A 19,198-nucleotide genomic window follows, 5' to 3' on the forward strand; every position below is an offset into this window, starting at 1 on the left:
ATGAAAATACTAGTAACTGGTGGACTAGGATTTATTGGCTCTCATACCGTTGTAGCTTTGCAACAAAAAGGATATCAAGTCATTGTGATTGATGATTTATCGAATGCGTCTATTGATGTTTTAGAAGGAATAAAGAATATAACGGTAAGCAAACCTTCATTCTCACAACTAGATTTGCGCGACAAGCAAGCGGTTTTTCAATTTTTTGAAAAAAATAAAGACATTGAAGGAGTCATTCATTTTGCAGCCTCTAAGGCGGTTGGAGAAAGTATGGCAAAACCTTTAGTGTATTACGAAAATAATTTTTTCTCTTTAATTAATTTACTATCCGCTTTACAAGCTTTTAACATCAATAAGATGCTATTTAGCTCGTCTTGTACGGTGTATGGTCAAGGAGAGACTATGCCTATAACCGAAGAGGAGCCTATTAAAACAGCACTTTCTCCTTATGGAAATACCAAACAAGTAGGAGAGGAGATTATAGCAGATTTAGCCAAAGTTTACCCTTTACAAGCCGTTTTATTGCGCTACTTCAATCCAATTGGCGCGCATGAATCAGGACATATAGGAGAATCTCCGTTAGGGATTCCTTACAACTTAATACCTTATATTACACAAACAGCAATTGGAATTAGAGAATACTTATCTATTTATGGTGGGGATTACGATACACCTGATGGAACTTGTGTACGCGATTATATTCATGTAGTAGATTTAGCAGAGGCGCATCTTCGTGCCATGGAGTATCTTTTACAGCAAAAAAACACACAACAAGTAGAAGCTTTTAATGTAGGAAATGGACAGGGGTATTCTGTATTGGAATTGGTGCATTCTTTTGAACGGGTAAGTGGCATAAAAATCAACTATAAAGTAGTAGAACGCCGTCTTGGTGATATTGACAAAGCGTGGGCAAATATAACTAAGATTGAACGTGTTTTAGGTTGGAAACCTACGAAAACATTAGACGATATGTTGGCTAGTGCATGGAAATGGGAACAAAAATCAAGAATAAAATAAAGAGAATTACATTTAAAATTTACGGATGAAAAATAGTAGCATTGAATTAAAATGGGGCATTATCTTTTCGCTTGTTGGATTACTGTGGATGGTGTTGGAAAAAGTAACCGGTTTACACGGAAAATACATTGATTATCACATGTATTTGACCAATTTATTTGCTATTCCAGCTGTAATTGTAATGGTTTTAGCTTTAAAGGATAAAAAGAAAAACTTTTATGAAGGAGATATGACATATAGTGAAGGTATGTTGACCGGTGTAGTCCTTTCTTTAATTATTGCCCTTTTGAGCCCCCTAACCCAATGGATAACAAGCTATGTGATTACACCCGATTTTTTTCCTAAGGTTATTCAACGATCAGTCGAATTAGGCTATTATGCCAATACCCAAGATGCAGCTAGTTATTTTAACTATGCAAATTATGCTAGACAAGGCTTTTTGATGAATTTGATGATGGGTGTAGGAACTACGGCAATAATTATGATTTTTTTGAGAAGCAAAAGTGGGAGTAACTATGAGAGGTGATCACAAACCTTTTACCTATCACCTTTTACTTAAAAAACATATCTCAAAAAAGAATAAGCTTTGCGTGTTTCATTATAAGATAAATTAGATTCGTTGGCATACGCCTCTTGTTCAAAGGAAATTTGTCTATATGCTTTTCTCCTATTGCGATAGTACAAGAGACGCAGGAGAAATTCAATTCCATACCAAAGATAGAAAACAATAAGGACGAGTTCTAGCTGTTGTTTAAGGTGAATGCGTTCATGATTCACAAGAATAGGATCAGTAGCAAAAGAGGCTTCTCTGTAAATAATAAAAGGAAAAAAGGTCAAAGCCATGAAGTTTTTAGGCAACAGTTTACATACGAGCAAAATTGATTTAGGCTTTGTCATAGATTGAACCGTATAATTTTAATTTGGTACACTGAAATTAAGCTTTTTTTCGACCTCTTTTTAAAACAATTCGCGTGCTTCTGATTTGATCAACCGTGTGGTGTCTAATATATTCATTATGCAAGAGCCAACCACCGAGGCCGCCAAGTAAACTTCCGATAACAATATCTGTTAAACGAACTTGAATCAATGTATTTGGTGCATGTATCAGTGGACTTCCTGCTTCAGCTAATAAAACAGTTAGAGCAGTAATGAAAACAACCGCAATCGTATAATTTCTAGAAATAAAAATTTCAATAATGAATTGCAAAATCATAATGCAAATACACAAGTACAAAGGATCCTGAGAAATTGAGATTAGGACCCAGCATAAACCGATTCCAATAAAAGTACCCGTTATACGATGTAAAGCCCTTTGCCAGACGTGATACAGCGATATACCTTGCATAATGGCCAAACACGAAATAGGAATCCAATAGGGGTTATTAAGATTCAATACATTCCCAATAAGCAAAGAAATCAACATAAATCCACCTACAAGGAGTGCGCGAATAAAGTAATCTACTTGCGCTTTTATAGGTACAGGTTGGATAATCCGAACCGGTGTTTTGCTTGTATACTTTCGTCCAACACTAAAACTATAAATCAGCGCTAAGGTACAAGCAAAGATAGTTCCTAAAACAAAATAACCAATTCGCGTGGCTATTGTATCAAAATCAAAAGGGGTATTACTAGCCATTGAGGCAATCATAATAAAGAAAAAACTCCCTGGAGGAGGCATAGAAAAATAAAGTGAGATCCAATGTACGGCAGTTGCAAATAAACCAAAAACTAGCGCTGATACAAGGTAATTAAAACTAAAAATTACCCCAACCACGTAGGAAAACATAAAACCAAAAGAACAAACCAGCATGATAAACATGCGTTGAGGTGTGGGGAGATTAGAAGGCAAATACAAAATAACCAAACCCGCTAAACAAGCCAATAAGCCCGCTTGCAAATGGTCAAAATACCAACCTACTAACAAGGGAACTCCTATCGCGAACATAGCCATAAATGGAATGTGCCACAAGCGATCGCTGTGTTTCAGTTGGAATAAATTAGCGCCTTCTTGCTTCAGCAATTGAACAAAGAAATTACTTCTCATGGTTTTGAACTTTTTTACAGTTAAGAAAGTATAAACTGTTTTATCTCTAAATTTAAATCCTTGCCCAAGGAGTAGGTAGGACTAAATCAGTGTTTTTTTAGGTTGTGCAAATATACAAAAAAGAAGGAGGGAATGCCCCTTGAACAGTATATTCGTTAAGAACAAAATAAGAATCCATTCTACTAAAAATAAAAGAGGTTATCTCCTGAGAAATAACCCCTTCGTTGAAAAAATTAAAAAATTGTTAGTTTTGATGAAGCGTTGATTTGAATTCATTTAGACTATCTTCAAAGACTTGTTTAAGCCTATCGTTGCTAATACTGCCATTTTTAAAATTATCTTGAAAACTAGGTAAAGAAAAATGGGCTTTTATATTACCTCCAAAAAAGGGGAAAATAGTTTTTGCCGATTCCATTACGGATTGTCCACCTCTTGGTCCTGGAGAAGTAGAAAGCAAAAACATTGGTTTTTGTTGAAATAAGGTTTTATCTGCACGCGATCCCCAATCGAATATATTTTTAAAAGCGGTACTAAAAGTTCCATTGTGTTCCGCTAATCCAATAATTAAAGCATCACTTTCTTGTAGAATTTGATTGAAGGTTAACGCTTTTTCAGGAATTCCTTGTTTATTTCTTTCCGCAGAATAAATAGGCATTTCATAATCGTTTAAATCTAATACTTGTATTTCGTATCCTTCTAAAGTATATAAGGCACTTTTTACCAATTCTAAGTTGATAGATTGCGTGCTATTCGTTGCTGCAAATGCGGTTATTTTCATGGTTGTTTCTCGTTTTATTGTTTGACAAAGGTAGACGTATAACAAAAGAGAATGACTTAATCTAGAATAAGAAATAACAGAAAACGGGCTGTTTTTCTATAGTCTTTATCCACGTAAAATCTCCCTGAATATAAAAGGGTATTCAATTACTGTTCTGAATAAAATGAAAGAGAAGGGGAGCATCCAATACATCCACAATAGGTAAAGTGAACGTTTGATTCCAATAAAAAAAAGCTATGAAACCAAAGTTTCATAGCTTTTCCACTTTATTAAAATAAAAAGATTATTTATCGATTGATCCAAGTACTCTTTGCATAAAGCTATTCAACGCTTCTTTTTGCGTAGCACCTTCTTTCATTAATTTTTGAACTTCCAGTGCCCCGTACATATTGGAAATTAATTCACCTATTACGTCTAATTCTTCATCTTTCAAGGAAGGAACTTCTGTTAGGTTTTCCAATACTTCAAGTGTTTCAATGATATAGTCTTGGTCATTATCCTCAATAAATTGAGTTAGGTGTTTGATTACGGGTAATTTCATGCTATTTGTATTTAGAATTAAGCAATTTCGCCAACTAATTCGTGTAAAACTTCTGTTTTATTCGTTTGCGTTTGATTCACTAATTTCCCATTTACAAAAGTAGCAAAAGTAGGTAGATTACTCACGTCAGCTAGTTTTCGAGATTCAGGAAATTTCTCAGCATCTACAATAACAAAAGTAATATTCTCTTTTTCTGTCGAAAGCTTTTTAAACTTCGGCTTCATAATTCTACAATTCCCACACCAAGTAGCTGAAAATTGAACAACTACTTTCTCATTTTGACCTACAATTTCTTGTAAGTTATCTTGGTCTAATTCTAAAAGCATTTTTTTGTTTTTTTTAGATTAATTACTAATTAGTGTTTGCTTAAATAAGCTGCAACACCTTTTCTGTCCGCATTCATTGCATCTTTTCCTTCTTCCCAGTTTGCTGGACATACTTCACCATGCGTTTGAACGTGCGTATAAGCATCAATTAATCTCATATATTCATTCACGTTTCTTCCTAATGGCATATCGTTTACTGACTCATGGAAAATTTTTCCTGCTTCGTCAATTAAATAAGTAGCTCTATAAGTAACGTTTGATCCTTCAATTTGTACTGAATCTAACTCTTCGTTGTATTCTTCACTTTCAATGTCTAAAATTCCCAATACTGAAGATAAGTTTCTTTGTGTATCCGCAATAATAGGGTAAGTTACGCCTTCGATACCTCCGTTGTCTTTGGCTGTATTTAACCAAGCAAAGTGAACTTCATTTGTATCACAAGAAGCACCAACTACTAGTGTGTTTCTTTTTTCAAATTCAGGAAGTGCTTCTTGGAAAGCATGTAATTCAGTTGGACATACAAAAGTAAAATCTTTTGGATACCAGAATAAAAGTACTTTTTTATTATTTTTTGTTGCCTCTTCAAAAAGGTTGATTCTTAAATTATCACCCATTTCTGAAATTGCATCTACTGTAATGTTTGGAAACTTTTTACCTACTAAAGACATAATGTTTATTTTTAAAAGTTAATATGTGTTTTTATTTCTTATTTCTACTACAAATGTAGTGTACCCTCTAGGGATAAGCTATTATTTTTGATTATTGTTTTTTATTTTACTATAAGTTTTATTTATAGTCTATAAAAGCTTTTAGAGTTGAGGTCGATGATAAAACTTATTTCGACGAGTCTAAATATAGGGATAAAAAACGAGTTTGTATGCTAAGAAATTGTTATAAATCTTTAAAATAGGAGACGCTTATTCTGAAGTATAAGCAATAGAAAAGACACTTTCCGGGTGTATATACTAAAAAAAAACTGACTGTTTGCTAGAACAGTCAGTTTAGGAAAGTAAGTTATATATAATAAAGTTGACTTAAAGGCAAAGTCTGAGAAGGTTGAATAGAAACAGGACGCTGATCAATGTGAATCTCATAGGTTTGATGATCCATTTCGATATGCGGTCTAGCTGCATTGTGTATTAAATCTGATTTTTTTACCTGGCGTGTATTTTTTACAGGTAGCAGATTTTTTTCTACACCTAATTCTTTCAATCCTCCAAAATCAATCGCTTGTTGAGCAACGAATAAGGCTGAAATCTCACCCACTACTTTTCCGAATGTTCCCCACATTGGGCGATACATATAAGGCTGAGGAGTTGATATTGAAGCATTAGGGTCACCCATTCCTGCGTATACAATTATACCTCCTTTTAGAACCATTTCTGGTTTAATACCAAAAGCGCAAGGTCTATAAAAAACTAAATCAGCCATTTTGCCAATTTCTACTGAACCTACATATTCAGAAATACCGTGTGTAATAGCGGGGTTTATCGTGTATTTTGCTACGTAGCGTTTGGCTCTGAAGTTGTCATTAACTGTATCAGGATGCAATGCACCAAAATCTTTTTTCATTTTATCCGCAATCTGCCAAGTACGCGTTACAACTTCTCCGATACGTCCCATCGCTTGTGAATCTGAACTCATCATCGATATAGCTCCCATATCCTGTAAGATACCTTCCGCAGCGATTGTTTGTTCTCTGATTCGCGATTTTGCAAAAGCGATATCCTCAGGAATATTTTTATCTAAGTGATGACAAATCATCATCATATCTAAATGCTCGTCAATCGTATTGATGGTGAAAGGATTCGTTGGCGTAGTAGAAGAAGGCAAAATGTTGTCATATTCCACGACCTTTAATAAATCCGGAGCATGTCCTCCTCCTGCACCTTCGGTATGGTAGGTATGGATAGATCTACCATTAAAAGAAGCTAAAGAATCCTCAACAAATCCAGCCTCGTTTAAAGTATCCGTGTGAATACAAACCTGAATATCAGCTTCGTCTGCCACTTCTAAACATTTATTTAGAACATAAGGTGTACTTCCCCAATCTTCGTGAATTTTCATTCCACCCGCACCCGCAGTTACTATTTCATGTAATGCTTCAGCACTTGAGCTGTTTCCTTTGGCTAAAAAGATAAAATTAACTGGAATTTTATCAGTAGCTAGCGCCATGCGTTGTAAATGCCATGCGCCAGAAGTACAATTGGTTGCTAGTGTACCAGCAGCAGGTCCTGTACCACCACCTACAACAGTAGTTGTTCCAGCTTGTAAAGCTACATCAAACTGTTGGGGACAGATATAATGAACATGCGTATCGATTGTTCCAGCTGTGACAATTAGGTTTTCACCTGCAATGTATTCTGTACCAACACCTACAATCATATCAGGGGATACGCCATCCATGGTCAAAGGGTTTCCCGCTTTTCCAATGCCAACAATTATCCCGTTTTTAATTCCTATATCTGCTTTTACAATACCCCAATGGTCTAGAATAATAGCATTAGAAATAACGGTATCTAGTACTTGGTCTTTCGTTGCTAAAGGATGTTGACCCATACCATCTCGCACTACTTTTCCACCACCAAATAGTAATTCATCCCCATAGGTAGTATAATCTTTTTCAACCTGAATCCACAGGTCTGTATCTGCTAAGCGTATTTTATCTCCTGTTGTTGGACCAAAGTAGCTAGCATATTCTTTACGTGATATTTTTTTCATTTTGCTTGTCAATAGTATAAATTAAAGGGAACCATTTATTTTTCCTGTAAAACCATGGATGATTTTATCTCCGCCATATTCTACAAGACCAATCGTTTCTTCCACCCCTGGCATAAAACGAACAGATAAACCGGAGGCAATATCCAAATGATACCCTTTAGTTTGTTCTCTGTCAAACGATAAAGCGGGGTTGACTTCATAAAAGTGAAAATGAGAGCCTACCTGTACCGGTCGATCAGCCGTATTGATTACCTGTACCTGAATGCGTTTTCTATTTTCAGATAAGGTGATATCTTCTTCTGCATAAGCGTATTCACCCGGTATAAGTGTAGCAGATGCTGCATGTGGAATAGGGTTATTTAGTGAAACAAGTTTGGTTCCATCTACAAACATAGCCTCCACTTGTACTTGTTCTAATAATTCTGGAACACCTGGCATAACCTCTTCTGCTGTAAGTAACTGATTACATTCTTCAATCAATTTCTGCACGGTTTTACCTTCCCTTGCTCCCTCAATAATATGACCTGATAGATAAGCAATTGCTTCTGGATAACTGAGTTTTAAGCCTTTGTCTTTTCGGCTCTTTGCTATAATAGCGGCAAATAAAAGAAGCATTTTTTCTTTTTCTTGATGCGTTAAATACATAGTTGATAAAGTTTTGTGCAAAAGTAGACCCCCTAGAAGTAGGAGCAAATAGCCATACCATGCGAATACTTTCCTTTTTCGTGCCATGCCTAATTTTGCTTCTTTTTTTAGTTAACTTTAGGCGTATTTTTTACTGTACTTTATATGAAAGAAGTTTCTATGATTTTATCTAGTTACGATTATAAAAAAAGATACTTACCCTATCTCGATTTTACGATATTAAGCAATACAAATTCACTACAGGTTTATAAAGTAGAGGAATATCTAACAGGTATCATAAAACCAGTTAGCCCCTATAGAACGGCTTTTAGTTTTGTTATTTTCATTGTTCAGGGCGAATTTGAACAATTGATTAACTTTCAGAATTATCGCATTTCAGCAGGGGAGTGTCTGCATGTCAAGCAAGGCGTATGGACAGCCACACACTATTTATCAGAAGATATTAAAGGATTTATTGTTTTTTATGAATCGGATATTTTTACCCAATATTTGTTGATGCACAACAAAAAGGAAGAGGTGAGGTATATGCCGTATTACAAATTAAACTATTACGATGTTCAGGCATTAACAGCTAGTATGCTTTTGCTATACGGTGAGTTAGGACAGCCAGAAAATCGGCCTAGTATTTATGTACCCATTTTTTACTCTATTTTGTCGCGATTAAATTATTATACCGATAATTATACCTTTACTTCGAGGGATTTAGAAATTGCCTTTAAATTTAAAGAGCTCGTTATAGAATCCCATATTCGCGAAAAATCGGTGAGCTATTATGCCAATCAATTATGTTTGTCCGAGAATTATTTAAACCGCTGCATCAAAAAAATTATTGGCCGTTCAGCCAAACAATTTATCAATGAAGTGATCCTAGAATACGCTAAGTTACTCTTGCTAAATTCTACACGAGATATTGCTGAGATAGCCCATGAATTGCATTTTCCATCACCGAGTTATTTCTCCAAGTTTTTTAGGAAAGAGATGGGAATGTCTCCGCATGAGTTTAGAATAAAAGAAAGACTTTATATGGAGGAGGTTCTCAATCGATGAGTGAGGTGGAGGTTTGTTGTTTTGTAAGTAGCTAGTAGGGGGGCTTCTTTCTTACCAAAGAACAATCCACAAAAAACTATTTCTTGAGAATACGCCTAATTTTAATATCAAAAGCAGCATAGAGTAACGTTACAAATGGACTTAGATAATTGAAAAAAGCATACGGTAAATAGGTTAATGTAGGAATGCCTAAAACGCCTGCGTGATAAGCGCCACACGTATTCCACGGAATTAGAACAGAAGTAACAGTTCCTGAATCTTCTAAGGTTCTACTTAAGTTTTCGGGTGCTAAGCCTTTTTGCTTATAGGCTTCCGCAAACATTTTTCCAGGTACAACAATCGATAAGTATTGGTCAGATGTGGTGATATTAACGGCTAAACAACTTGCAACCGTACTGGCAAATAAACCAAATAGGCTATTGCCAATGGATAAAAGAGCTCCTGATATTTTTTGTAAAGCGCCAATAGCTTCCATGGCTCCTCCAAAAAACATAGCACAAAGAATTAACCAAACTGTATTAAGCATACTAGCCATTCCTCCCGCTTCAAATAGACCATTTAAACTTTCTAAAGGCGATAAGATGCGGATATCAGTTGTTAGCGCAAGCATCACTCCTTTGTAAGCGTGATAAAAATCAAACGTTGTTCCACCTGCTACACTTGTTACAATATTGGGTTGAAAAATAAGAGCGAAAATTGCACCTAATAAAGTGCCAATTAACAAAGCGGCAATGGGTTGTACTTTTTTAACAATCAGTACAATCACTACAACAGGTACAATAAATAAGAATGGAGTAATGGTAAAAGTAGCGCTAATAGCCTCTAAAGTTTCGGTAGTATTTACTTGTCCATCCGCGGTGTAGATAAAACCGAGAATAATAAACAAAATTAGCGTTACGATATAAGTAGGAACAGTGGTATAGAGCATGTAGCGAATATGTGTAAATAAATCGGTACCTGCCATGACAGGAGCTAAATTCGTGGTATCCGATAAAGGAGATAATTTATCCCCAAAATACGCACCAGAAATTACGGCTCCTCCGATAACCCCTAAAGGCATTCCCAAGGCATTTCCAATCCCTACTAGAGCTATACCAACCGTTGCAGAGGTAGTCCAAGAGCTACCTGTCGCAATGGAAATAATAGAGGTAATAAGCAAACAAGCAGGTAAATAGATAGAGGGATGTAGAATTTCCAAACCATAGTAAATCATAGTTGGAATGATCCCACTTAACAGCCAAGTACCCGATAAAGCTCCTACCAATAAGAGGATGAAGATGGCATTGGATGTATCGCGAACGTTATTGATAATTTGAGTGAGTATGGTATCATAGGAGACGCGATTGTACAGCCCTACAAGCATGGCAATGGCTCCTCCAAGAAGTAAAATAAACTGATTTGTTCCTGATAAAGCATCATCCTTAAATATAAAAACATTGATAGCCAATAAGAAAACTAATAACAAAACTGGAATTAGAGATTGAAATAAAGTAATAGGTTTTGTTTGTTTTTCTTGCATTTCGAGTTTTTTAAGGAATGAATAAAAGTAAAAGTAATTAATTTTGTGGGATACAACCTAAAAACAGCAACATAAACTATACCAAAAAGGTAAAAAAGTATCATTCCTAAGCTTATATTGGAATACAGCAATGATAGACTTTCGCTTTTTTGTACAGGACCTCGTAGGCAATTTATTTTGGTCTTATTCGGATTTTGTTTGAGACTTGTTCGGAAAAAGTTCTCTTTTTCCGAAGCGTTTCCGAAGGAGTCTCGAAGGAGTCTCGAAGAAAGCCCGAATAAGGTGGGGTAAAAACGGAAGCACGACCTAGCTTAGAAAAGGATTTAAATAATAGAAATTCAATAGTTTATAAGATTTTCTAAAAATCAACTTAGGTATATAGGATAAAGAATTCGAAGTGTTCAAGCTGCAATATAAACCTAAATGAGTTAGAATTTACGGACTAAAAGGACTATTTATCTCTTGATATCTCTTAATTTTGTAAGGAATAAAATCGATAGCATATGATAGTTAGAGACAAAAAGCATATTGTGCAAATGCTTTTTATTTGGAAGGGGTCTGTGCTCAAAAAAATAGCCCCTACTTTATTAGCCATATTTCTCTTTTCTTGGTTGGTATATTGGAGTCATTATTTTTTTCCAGAGATCATCATACCTCTGAATGTTGGCGCATTTACTTTAGTGGGGATTTCTCTAGCTATTTTCTTGGCCTTTTGCAATAATGCAGCCTATGATAGGTATTGGGAAGGACGAAAACAATGGGGGAGTTTAGTGATTTACACCCGATCGTTGGCTTTTCAAATTTTGCATTTTATTCCAGAAGATGATTCCTTTACCCTCAAAGAGAAGCAAAAGGGGATTCGCTTGATAATTGCTTTTTGTTATGCACTGAATAAACAATTGAGAAATAAGACGGATTTAGATATTGTGCGCTCCTATTTGACGGAAGAAATGTATCAGGAAATGTTGACCAAGCGCTTTAAACCCGCTTTTTTGTTAAGTGAATTAACCAAATGGATTAACGAACAATATAAAGCAGGAAGAATAGACTCTATTACGCAAGCGAGAATCGATCAAAATATAGAACAACTATCCATCGTTTTAGCGGCTTGTGAACGTATTGTACATACCAAGATTCCCTTTGTATATTTTATTATTCTGCATCGAACTGTCTATATCTATAGTTTTCTTTTGCCTTTTGGGTTGATTGATTTGATTGTCTGGACCATGCCTTTCTTTGTTACTTTTGTCGCTTATACCTTTATTGCTCTTGATGCTGTGGTTGCAGAAATAGCAGAACCTTTTGGCGAGGAAGAAAACGATTTAGCACTGGATCAAATGTGTAGCAATATTGCCTATTCCTTAGCTGAAATTTCAGGATTGGAATTACCTGCTTTAGTGCTTCCTGATAAAAATTACATTGTAAAATAAAGCGTAAATACGATTTGATATCAAAAAAAGCATGCTGTTGAAGCATGCTTTTTTTTATGCATACCTTTGAAATGCGTTTATGGATGCCCAGTAGGCTAGGGAAAACAGCTGTTTTTTATTCTTAAGAAAAAATTAACACAAGGAGAAGTAAAAAAAAAGGCCTTTACTGCATTATTTTTTTTGTATTGTAAATTACTTTTGCTTAGTTTTTATCTAATGATATATGGGCGATTTTGAAGTAAATTCATTTTATGAGTTAATAATACACGATTTAGTGAATCAGGGGTACGCCACTGTGGATTGTTTTTTTACCGAAGAAGAAATCGACCTGTTGCGAGCGAATTTGTTTGTGAAACAAGAACTGCAAACTTTTAAAAAAGCAGCGATTGGACAAGCAAGTAGTGAACAAATAATTGAAGAGGTACGCGGTGATTTTATTCTGTGGATGGATGAACATGCGCTTGATGAGGTGGAGAAAATGTATTTCCAAAGGATGAATGAATTTATTGTCTATGTGAATCGCACTTGCTTTTTGGGAATCAAAGAAGGGGAGTTTCACTATGCAAATTATCCTGTAGGGACTAGATACCAGCGTCACTTAGATGTTTTTCACAAAGATACACGTCGTACTCTATCTGTTGTTTTGTATTTGAATGACAAAGATTGGACCCCAGCTAATGGGGGTGAATTGGTTTTGTTCGTACCCGATGAAAAGGGGAACGAAAGAGAGGAAATTGTCTATACCCTACCTGGTCGACTGGTGATTTTTGACAGTAAAACAATTGAACACGAAGTTCGAATGGTTCACAAGCCTCGCTATAGTATTACGGGATGGTTGAAAACAAGATAAATTGGAGGGTACCTAATAGGGTGCTCTTTTTGTTTTTAAATGCCTTATCGAAGTCCTTTTTCATCTACTAACAATTTTGTAAGTTCTTTCTTATTCACCTAACGTGAGCTAATTTTGAGATCACAAATTTGAAAAACATGAATTTAGCTCAGAATATTATCGGATTCCATCACGTATCTATCAAAGCAGAACAGTTCGAGTCTACGATTGAATTTTATAAAAATTTAGGATTTGAACCCGTTCACAGTTGGTCATTGCCAGAGATTAACATGGAAAAATGTACCATGCTTTACCACAAGGCAATTAACTTTTACTTGGAAATCTGCGATAAAAATGCCGCTATGCCTACCCAAGGAAGAAAGCGAGAAGCTGAGGATGACTATATTGAAAATGCGTTACTCCATATCTGTTTTGAGGTGAAAGATGCCAATCTTGCACGACAACAAGCCTTGCAATATGGAGCAATCGATTTAAGCCTAGGAGTGGATGAGGTAGAATTGAAAAGTGACATCAAAACCATCCATGTGCGAAACAGCCTCGTTTATAGTCCCAATGGAGAAGTAATCGAATTTCTGGAACGCGCAAACTTTGCTTAATCATCCGCTGAAAAATCAGCTAGTACCTGTAAAATAGGCGCTAGTTGATGGCCTTTTTGCGTGAGGGAATAGATAGATGAGGTTTTACTCTTGTCTTTGAAAACCAAGCCATCGGCTATCAATTCATTCAATTGCCTCGAAAGCGTTCGGTCACTGATTTCAGGTAGCAGTACTTTGAATTGAGAATAACTCGTTGTTGCTTGAAGGAGCTGGAATAAAAGAGAGAATTTCCATCGACCACTAAATAAAGCCAAAGTCTTAGAAGCCTTGCAGAATTGTTGCAGTGCTTTTTCATTGCTTGCGTTGGTTGAATTTTCTTTGCGCATATTTCAAATTTAACTCGTTATATGCAAATGTAGGATACGCTAAATTAGTTTGCAACAATAGACCGTATAACTAAAAATAGAGATTCATCGCTATTTAGCGTCAATTTGGGAGTAAAGATGAAGTTGGAGGCTATTGCTTACACGGAATCCTAGCTTATTTCTACTAGATACAGAATAAAATCCAGCTTCTCTCGTTAATTTCTGTATTTTTGTTTACTATAGCAAAAGTATCTCCATACAAGGGTACACGGCTTAATTTTGAAAACTATGTTTGATTTTCGGTTGAAGGTTTTTTATACAGTTGCGAAGAGGGAAAGCTTTACCAAGGCAGCCAAAGAACTCCTGATTTCTCAACCCGCCGTTTCTAAACACATTCGAGAAATTGAAGGGCATTACCAAACCAAACTATTCGTTCGGGATGGAATTGCGATTCGATTGACCGAATCAGGTCAATTGCTGTACACCTATGCAGAAGAGATTTTCTCGATCTATCGCAATTTAGAATTTGATATGCACGCGCTCAATTCAAAAATGGATGGAAATTTGCGCATCGGAGCAAGTACAACCGTTTCCCAATATGTTTTACCACCACTTTTAGCGGAATTTAGAGCCAAAGTACACGATATCCATCTGGATATACTTTCTGAGAATTCGGCGGTGATTGAACAATTGTTATTGAGTAAAAATATCGATGTGGGGGTAGTGGAAGGATGTTCAAAAAATCCACAAATCAAATATATTGACTTTATTGATGATGAAATTGTCCTAGTTTGTCGCGCGGATAACCCCAAATTTAAAACCGGTATAATTGAACCCGAAGAGCTCAAAGGGTATTCCTTTTTACTGAGAGAAACGGGATCTGGTACGTTAGATGTCATTGAGCGAAACCTAAATCAGGTGGGAATTTCAATCAATCAATTGCGCAATGAAATGAATTTTTCAAGTACCGAAAGTATCAAAATGTATTTGAAACATTCGGATAGCTTTGCCTTTGTGTCGATTCATGCCATTCTCAAAGAATTAAAATACAACGAATTGATTGTCGTTGATATCCATGGGTTAGATATTCGCCGAAAATTTAGTATTGTTCAACGCCAAGGGCAAGAAAGTGCCTTGGTTGAATTGTTTATCCGCTTCATTAAATCCTATAACTTCAAGTTATAGCTCATAACTATTATGTATTTTTTTCGCTTCTAAGGATGTTTGACCTTTGTAGAGTTGAAAAACATACAAATTATGACGCTATCAAATAAGAATACCGAATTAAGTAGTAAAATTATAGGGATTGGTTTAGCTGTTTTAAGTTTATTTCCTTTTATTTCTTCAGCAACTGCTTTAGTTTTAGGAATCATTTATGCGCAAATATTCGAAAATCCTTATAGTAAACAAACAAAAAAAGCGACAGGTTTGCTATTGAAAGTGGCTGTAGTAGGGTTGGGGTTTGGCATGAATGTACACAGTGCAATAGCCGCGGGAAAAGAAGGGTTTGTACTGACCATTTTCTCCATTTTCGTCACCTTAGTTTTGGGTTTTGGAATTGGCAAGTTATTTAAAATTGACAAGAAAATATCCTATTTGATTTCATCGGGTACTGCCATTTGTGGCGGAAGTGCAATTGCTGCAGTATCTCCAGTAATTCAGGCTGATGAAAAACAAATATCCGTAGCCTTGGGCATTGTCTTTATCTTAAACTCTGTGGCGCTGATTATTTTTCCTCCTATAGGGCATGCTTTGGGGTTGAGTCAAGTTGATTTTGGTTTGTGGTCGGCCATAGCCATTCACGATACAAGTTCGGTAGTTGGCGCAGCAGCTAAATACGGAGATGAAGCTTTAGCCGTCGCAACTACCGTAAAATTAGCCCGCGCTTTATGGGTAATTCCCGTTGCTTTTTTATCTACCCTATTATTTCAAAATAAAGGATCCAAAGTAAAAATCCCCTATTTTATAGGTTTGTTTATTTTAGCGATGTTGGCGAATTCTTATCTTCCTTTTATTCAACCTTTAAGTCCTTATATCGTTCAAATGTCCAAAGCAGCCCTAACGCTAACGTTGTTTTTTATTGGTACATCGCTCTCCTATCGAACAGTGAAAAACGTAGGCGCTAAACCTTTTATTGAAGGGGTATTGTTGTGGGTTTTTATTTCGATTAGTTCTTTGGCTTATATTTTGTATGTGTGAGGTTTGTGATAGGTAGAAGGGAAATATCAAATCACAAACAACGGTGTAGTACCTGTAGTACCTATGACAAGCTGTAGTAAGGAAGAAGAAAATAATTTACCCTCTCAAACCTATCAACTTTCAGATGAAGGCTAGCAACTAAAAATTACCAAAATGGAAGCCCTATTTTCAACATAGGGTTGGAGTAAAGATAAGCACTATTATATTTCCTCTATTATCCACTACTTTATAAAAAAAACGGATATTTCTTAGTTGAAATATCCGTTTTTTTATTGGTTTGTATCGTTGTATCAAACTTGAATTACACCCAGATTAAAAGGTTTTTCGATAGGCGCATGATTCGCTGCTTCAATTCCCATAGAAATCCATTTTCTCGTATCTAACGGATCAATGATACCATCGGTCCAGATGCGAGCTGCTGCATAATACGGAGAGATTTGTTTGTCGTATTTGGCTTTTATTTGGTCGTATAGTTTTTGTTCTTCTTCCGCTGATATCTCTTCCCCTTTTGCTTTTAAAGAAGACGCTTCAATTTGCATTAATACTTTAGCGGCTTGAGCTCCACCCATCACAGCAAGTTCTGCACTTGGCCAGGCAAATATTAAACGCGGATCATAGGCTTTTCCACACATGGCGTAGTTACCTGCTCCATATGAATTCCCAATAATTACAGTAAACTTAGGTACAACAGAATTAGAAACTGCATTAACCATTTTTGCACCATCTTTAATGATACCGCCATGCTCTGATTTTGAGCCTACCATAAATCCAGTTACATCTTGTAAGAAGACCAAAGGTATTTTCTTTTGGTTGCAATTCGCAATAAATCGAGTGGCTTTGTCTGCGGAATCTGAATAGATTACACCGCCAAATTGCATTTCTCCTTTTTTAGTTTTAACTACTTTGCGTTGGTTGGCAACAATACCAACAGCCCAACCATCCATACGAGCATATCCCGTAATTAAAGATTGGCCATAACCTGCTTTGTATTCTTCAAATTCTGAATTATCAACCAAACGCTTGATAATTTCCATCATATCGTATTGCTCTGCACGAGATTTTGGTAAAATACCGTATATATCATTGGGATCAGAAGCTGGTTTTTTAGCCGCAATTCGGTTGTAACCTGCTTTGTCAAAATCGCCAATTTTATCCACGATATTTTTAATCTTGTCTAAAGCGTCTTTATCGTCTTTTGCCTTGTAATCTGTAACACCCGAAATCTCACAATGAGTAGTTGCTCCACCCAAAGTTTCATTGTCAATACTTTCGCCAATAGCTGCTTTTACTAAATAGCTTCCTGCTAAGAAAATACTACCTGTTTTGTCAACGATTAAAGCTTCATCACTCATAATAGGTAAGTAGGCACCTCCTGCAACACAGCTACCCATTACAGCGGCAATTTGCGTGATACCCCTACTACTCATAATGGCATTATTTCTGAAAATACGACCAAAGTGTTCTTTGTCTGGGAAAATTTCGTCTTGTAGTGGTAAATATACCCCCGCACTATCTACTAAATAAATAATAGGCAGTTTATTTTCTATTGCAATTTCTTGTGCGCGTAAATTCTTTTTTCCAGTAATAGGAAACCAAGCACCCGCTTTTACTGTAGCATCATTGGCAACTACAATACACTGCTTGCCTTTGATATAACCTAATTTGACTACAACACCACCAGACGGACATCCTCCGTGTTCTGCATACATTTCTTCTCCTGCAAAGGCCCCAATTTCAATACTATTAGCCTTGTCATCTAAGAGGTAATCGATGCGTTCTCTGGCTGTCATTTTTCCTTGTTGGTGTAATTTTTCAATTCTTTTTTCACCGCCACCAAGTTTAACTTTTGCTAGTTTTCGTTTTAAATCTGAAAGCAATAACTTGTTGTGATCTTCGTTTTTATTGAAGTTAATATCCATAGTTATCTAGGTTGTTGTATAATATTATTAGTTGTCGCTAAAGTACAAAATAAAAATATATAGCCCCATACTATGTGTAATATTCACAAAATGCTTCCCTTTAAACTAGAATCCACAAAAATAAAATAAACGTAAAAAACTGGAATAAAAGAAAATAAAGGAATTCCAATTGATTTATTTGTACTGTTAAATTTCATGTGTTACTGCGTGAATAGCCTTTCTATACAGTTTCCTCTTTTTTTTGAATTTAGTTTGTCAGTATAAAAATTTCGAACAAGGTCAGCTTGATTCGCACTTCGTTGCTCAAGAACTAAAAGATGATGGAATTTTAGTTTTATGTTTTTGAAATACAGTACTTTATTGTATATTTAACAAGATTGAAATACAAGCAAGAAAAAGTTTAATGTTACCTCAGTGTTAAGTGAATATAAAAAAAATGGAGGGATGTTTACTTGTTAATTGTTTGATTTATAGTAATTAAGCTAAGGTTTTGTGCGTAAATCCAGTGTTGCCTAGGTTTTGATGTAAAAATTAACGTTAAGGAAACATTCGGTTTATTTTATTGCGTAATTTTGCTTCTGTTTATAACATATATTAGTATATAATGTCATTGAATAACATTTTTCAATTTTTAGTTCCAAAGGACAAAACATTTTATCCTTTATTTGAACAAGCAGCTGTAAAGCTTAAAAAATTATCGGAAACTCTAAATGAAGCGGTGCATACACCAGCTAAAGAAAGAGAGAAATTACTTAAAGATGTTGAAGTAATAAAACTCGAAATCGAAGCGATTGCACAAAAAACGAGAATTGAATTAGGAAAAAACTTCATTACTCCGTTCGATAGAGAAGATATTCATAATTTAATTACAGCGGTTGAGGATGTTGCTGATCATTTATCTGATGCAGCTTCTCGTATGAGATTATATCAAATAGATAAAATTACAAAACCCTTGCGCAAATTGACTGAAGCAAATCTTGAAGCTTGTAGTGAAGTTTACAAAGGATTATTGCACTTGAAAGATTTAAAAAAGCTAGATGAGTTAGCTACTGTATGTAAAAACATTTCTCGCTTAGAAAGAAAAGCAGATAAAGTTTTTGATAAGGCCGTTGCAGATATTTTTGAAAATGAAAATAACGCGATCGAAATTATAAAATACAAAGAAGTAATGGTGGCATTAGAAACGGCTACAGATAGTTGTAGAGACGTTGCTAATGTTTTAGAAACCGTTATCGTTAAATACTCTTAATGATCTAGCTCA

Annotated in this window: 20 protein-coding genes; 9 read left to right on the forward strand and 11 right to left on the reverse strand. The window is 35.6% G+C overall.

Going from position 1 to position 19,198, the window contains the following annotated elements; all coding sequences use genetic code 11:
• Both galE and ACMHJ2_RS11070 read left to right on the forward strand, forming a co-directional pair.
• Entirely contained in the window at nucleotides 1-1,017 is a 1,017-nt protein-coding gene (galE, locus tag ACMHJ2_RS11065) for a UDP-glucose 4-epimerase GalE (protein WP_413512919.1), read from the forward strand.
• A 25-nt stretch (nucleotides 1,018-1,042) separates the two neighbouring features.
• Nucleotides 1,043-1,543, forward strand: a complete 501-nt coding sequence (locus ACMHJ2_RS11070) for a DUF4199 domain-containing protein (protein WP_413512920.1) — start codon at nucleotides 1,043-1,045, stop codon at nucleotides 1,541-1,543.
• Between the two features lie 29 nt (nucleotides 1,544-1,572).
• Here the strand turns inward: ACMHJ2_RS11070 and ACMHJ2_RS11075 are convergent, their stop codons facing one another.
• The 8 genes from ACMHJ2_RS11075 to ACMHJ2_RS11110 all read right to left on the reverse strand — a co-directional run bounded on the left by ACMHJ2_RS11075 (nucleotide 1,573) and on the right by ACMHJ2_RS11110 (nucleotide 8,072).
• Complete coding sequence (locus ACMHJ2_RS11075; RefSeq protein ID WP_413512921.1) at nucleotides 1,573-1,914, reverse strand: hypothetical protein; 342 nt, start codon at nucleotides 1,912-1,914, stop codon at nucleotides 1,573-1,575.
• Between the two features lie 37 nt (nucleotides 1,915-1,951).
• Nucleotides 1,952-3,061, reverse strand: a complete 1,110-nt coding sequence (locus tag ACMHJ2_RS11080; RefSeq protein WP_413512922.1) for an FUSC family protein — start codon at nucleotides 3,059-3,061, stop codon at nucleotides 1,952-1,954.
• A 244-nt stretch (nucleotides 3,062-3,305) separates the two neighbouring features.
• Complete coding sequence (locus ACMHJ2_RS11085) at nucleotides 3,306-3,839, reverse strand: NADPH-dependent FMN reductase (protein ID WP_413512923.1); 534 nt, start codon at nucleotides 3,837-3,839, stop codon at nucleotides 3,306-3,308.
• Between the two features lie 283 nt (nucleotides 3,840-4,122).
• The gene (locus ACMHJ2_RS11090) at nucleotides 4,123-4,380 is read right to left on the reverse strand and encodes a DUF6952 family protein (RefSeq protein ID WP_158963096.1); all 258 of its coding nucleotides are present in this window, start codon (nucleotides 4,378-4,380) and stop codon (nucleotides 4,123-4,125) included.
• A gap of 17 nt (nucleotides 4,381-4,397) precedes the next feature.
• Nucleotides 4,398-4,706, reverse strand: coding sequence for a thioredoxin family protein (locus ACMHJ2_RS11095; protein WP_413512924.1), 309 nt, complete (start codon nucleotides 4,704-4,706; stop codon nucleotides 4,398-4,400).
• Nucleotides 4,707-4,735: 29 nt separating this feature from the next.
• Nucleotides 4,736-5,374, reverse strand: coding sequence for a peroxiredoxin (locus ACMHJ2_RS11100; protein WP_413512925.1), 639 nt, complete (start codon nucleotides 5,372-5,374; stop codon nucleotides 4,736-4,738).
• A gap of 346 nt (nucleotides 5,375-5,720) precedes the next feature.
• Complete coding sequence (gene ureC / locus ACMHJ2_RS11105) at nucleotides 5,721-7,427, reverse strand: urease subunit alpha (protein ID WP_413512926.1); 1,707 nt, start codon at nucleotides 7,425-7,427, stop codon at nucleotides 5,721-5,723.
• A gap of 21 nt (nucleotides 7,428-7,448) precedes the next feature.
• Nucleotides 7,449-8,072, reverse strand: coding sequence for an urease subunit beta (locus ACMHJ2_RS11110; protein ID WP_413512927.1), 624 nt, complete (start codon nucleotides 8,070-8,072; stop codon nucleotides 7,449-7,451).
• Nucleotides 8,073-8,216: 144 nt separating this feature from the next.
• Here ACMHJ2_RS11110 and ACMHJ2_RS11115 point away from each other — a divergent pair, with 144 nt between their 5' ends.
• Complete coding sequence (locus ACMHJ2_RS11115) at nucleotides 8,217-9,119, forward strand: helix-turn-helix domain-containing protein (RefSeq protein ID WP_413512928.1); 903 nt, start codon at nucleotides 8,217-8,219, stop codon at nucleotides 9,117-9,119.
• Between the two features lie 76 nt (nucleotides 9,120-9,195).
• Here the strand turns inward: ACMHJ2_RS11115 and nhaC are convergent, their stop codons facing one another.
• Nucleotides 9,196-10,638: a Na+/H+ antiporter NhaC gene (gene nhaC / locus ACMHJ2_RS11120; protein ID WP_413512929.1), complete on the reverse strand. Its 1,443-nt coding sequence runs from the start codon at nucleotides 10,636-10,638 to the stop codon at nucleotides 9,196-9,198.
• A 503-nt stretch (nucleotides 10,639-11,141) separates the two neighbouring features.
• Between nhaC and ACMHJ2_RS11125 the strand changes: the two genes are divergently transcribed.
• From ACMHJ2_RS11125 to ACMHJ2_RS11135, 3 genes are all read left to right on the forward strand, one after another.
• Complete coding sequence (locus tag ACMHJ2_RS11125; RefSeq protein WP_413512930.1) at nucleotides 11,142-12,068, forward strand: bestrophin family protein; 927 nt, start codon at nucleotides 11,142-11,144, stop codon at nucleotides 12,066-12,068.
• Between the two features lie 223 nt (nucleotides 12,069-12,291).
• Nucleotides 12,292-12,918, forward strand: coding sequence for a 2OG-Fe(II) oxygenase (locus tag ACMHJ2_RS11130; protein ID WP_413512931.1), 627 nt, complete (start codon nucleotides 12,292-12,294; stop codon nucleotides 12,916-12,918).
• A 137-nt stretch (nucleotides 12,919-13,055) separates the two neighbouring features.
• A complete protein-coding gene (locus ACMHJ2_RS11135) occupies nucleotides 13,056-13,514 on the forward strand; it encodes a VOC family protein (protein ID WP_413512932.1) in 459 nt (152 codons plus the stop codon).
• Here ACMHJ2_RS11135 and ACMHJ2_RS11140 read toward each other — a convergent pair.
• On the reverse strand, nucleotides 13,511-13,840 hold the full coding sequence (locus ACMHJ2_RS11140; RefSeq protein ID WP_413512933.1) for a winged helix-turn-helix transcriptional regulator: 330 nt from the start codon (nucleotides 13,838-13,840) through the stop codon (nucleotides 13,511-13,513). The genes ACMHJ2_RS11135 and ACMHJ2_RS11140 overlap by 4 nt on opposite strands.
• Before the next feature lie 267 nt (nucleotides 13,841-14,107).
• Between ACMHJ2_RS11140 and ACMHJ2_RS11145 the strand changes: the two genes are divergently transcribed.
• Nucleotides 14,108-15,004 (forward strand): LysR substrate-binding domain-containing protein, encoded by an 897-nt coding sequence (locus ACMHJ2_RS11145; RefSeq protein WP_413512934.1) that lies wholly within the window; start codon nucleotides 14,108-14,110, stop codon nucleotides 15,002-15,004.
• A gap of 72 nt (nucleotides 15,005-15,076) precedes the next feature.
• Complete coding sequence (locus ACMHJ2_RS11150) at nucleotides 15,077-16,018, forward strand: YeiH family protein (RefSeq protein WP_413512935.1); 942 nt, start codon at nucleotides 15,077-15,079, stop codon at nucleotides 16,016-16,018.
• A 290-nt stretch (nucleotides 16,019-16,308) separates the two neighbouring features.
• Here the strand turns inward: ACMHJ2_RS11150 and ACMHJ2_RS11155 are convergent, their stop codons facing one another.
• On the reverse strand, nucleotides 16,309-17,937 hold the full coding sequence (locus ACMHJ2_RS11155) for an acyl-CoA carboxylase subunit beta (protein ID WP_413512936.1): 1,629 nt from the start codon (nucleotides 17,935-17,937) through the stop codon (nucleotides 16,309-16,311).
• A 604-nt stretch (nucleotides 17,938-18,541) separates the two neighbouring features.
• On the opposite strand from ACMHJ2_RS11155, the gene ACMHJ2_RS11160 reads away from it, so the two are divergent.
• Complete coding sequence (locus ACMHJ2_RS11160) at nucleotides 18,542-19,186, forward strand: DUF47 domain-containing protein (protein WP_413512937.1); 645 nt, start codon at nucleotides 18,542-18,544, stop codon at nucleotides 19,184-19,186.
• Nucleotides 19,187-19,198: the final 12 nt, after the last annotated feature.

Source organism: Myroides odoratus, from assembly GCF_965118575.1.
Taxonomy (GTDB): domain Bacteria; phylum Bacteroidota; class Bacteroidia; order Flavobacteriales; family Flavobacteriaceae; genus Flavobacterium; species Flavobacterium odoratum_B.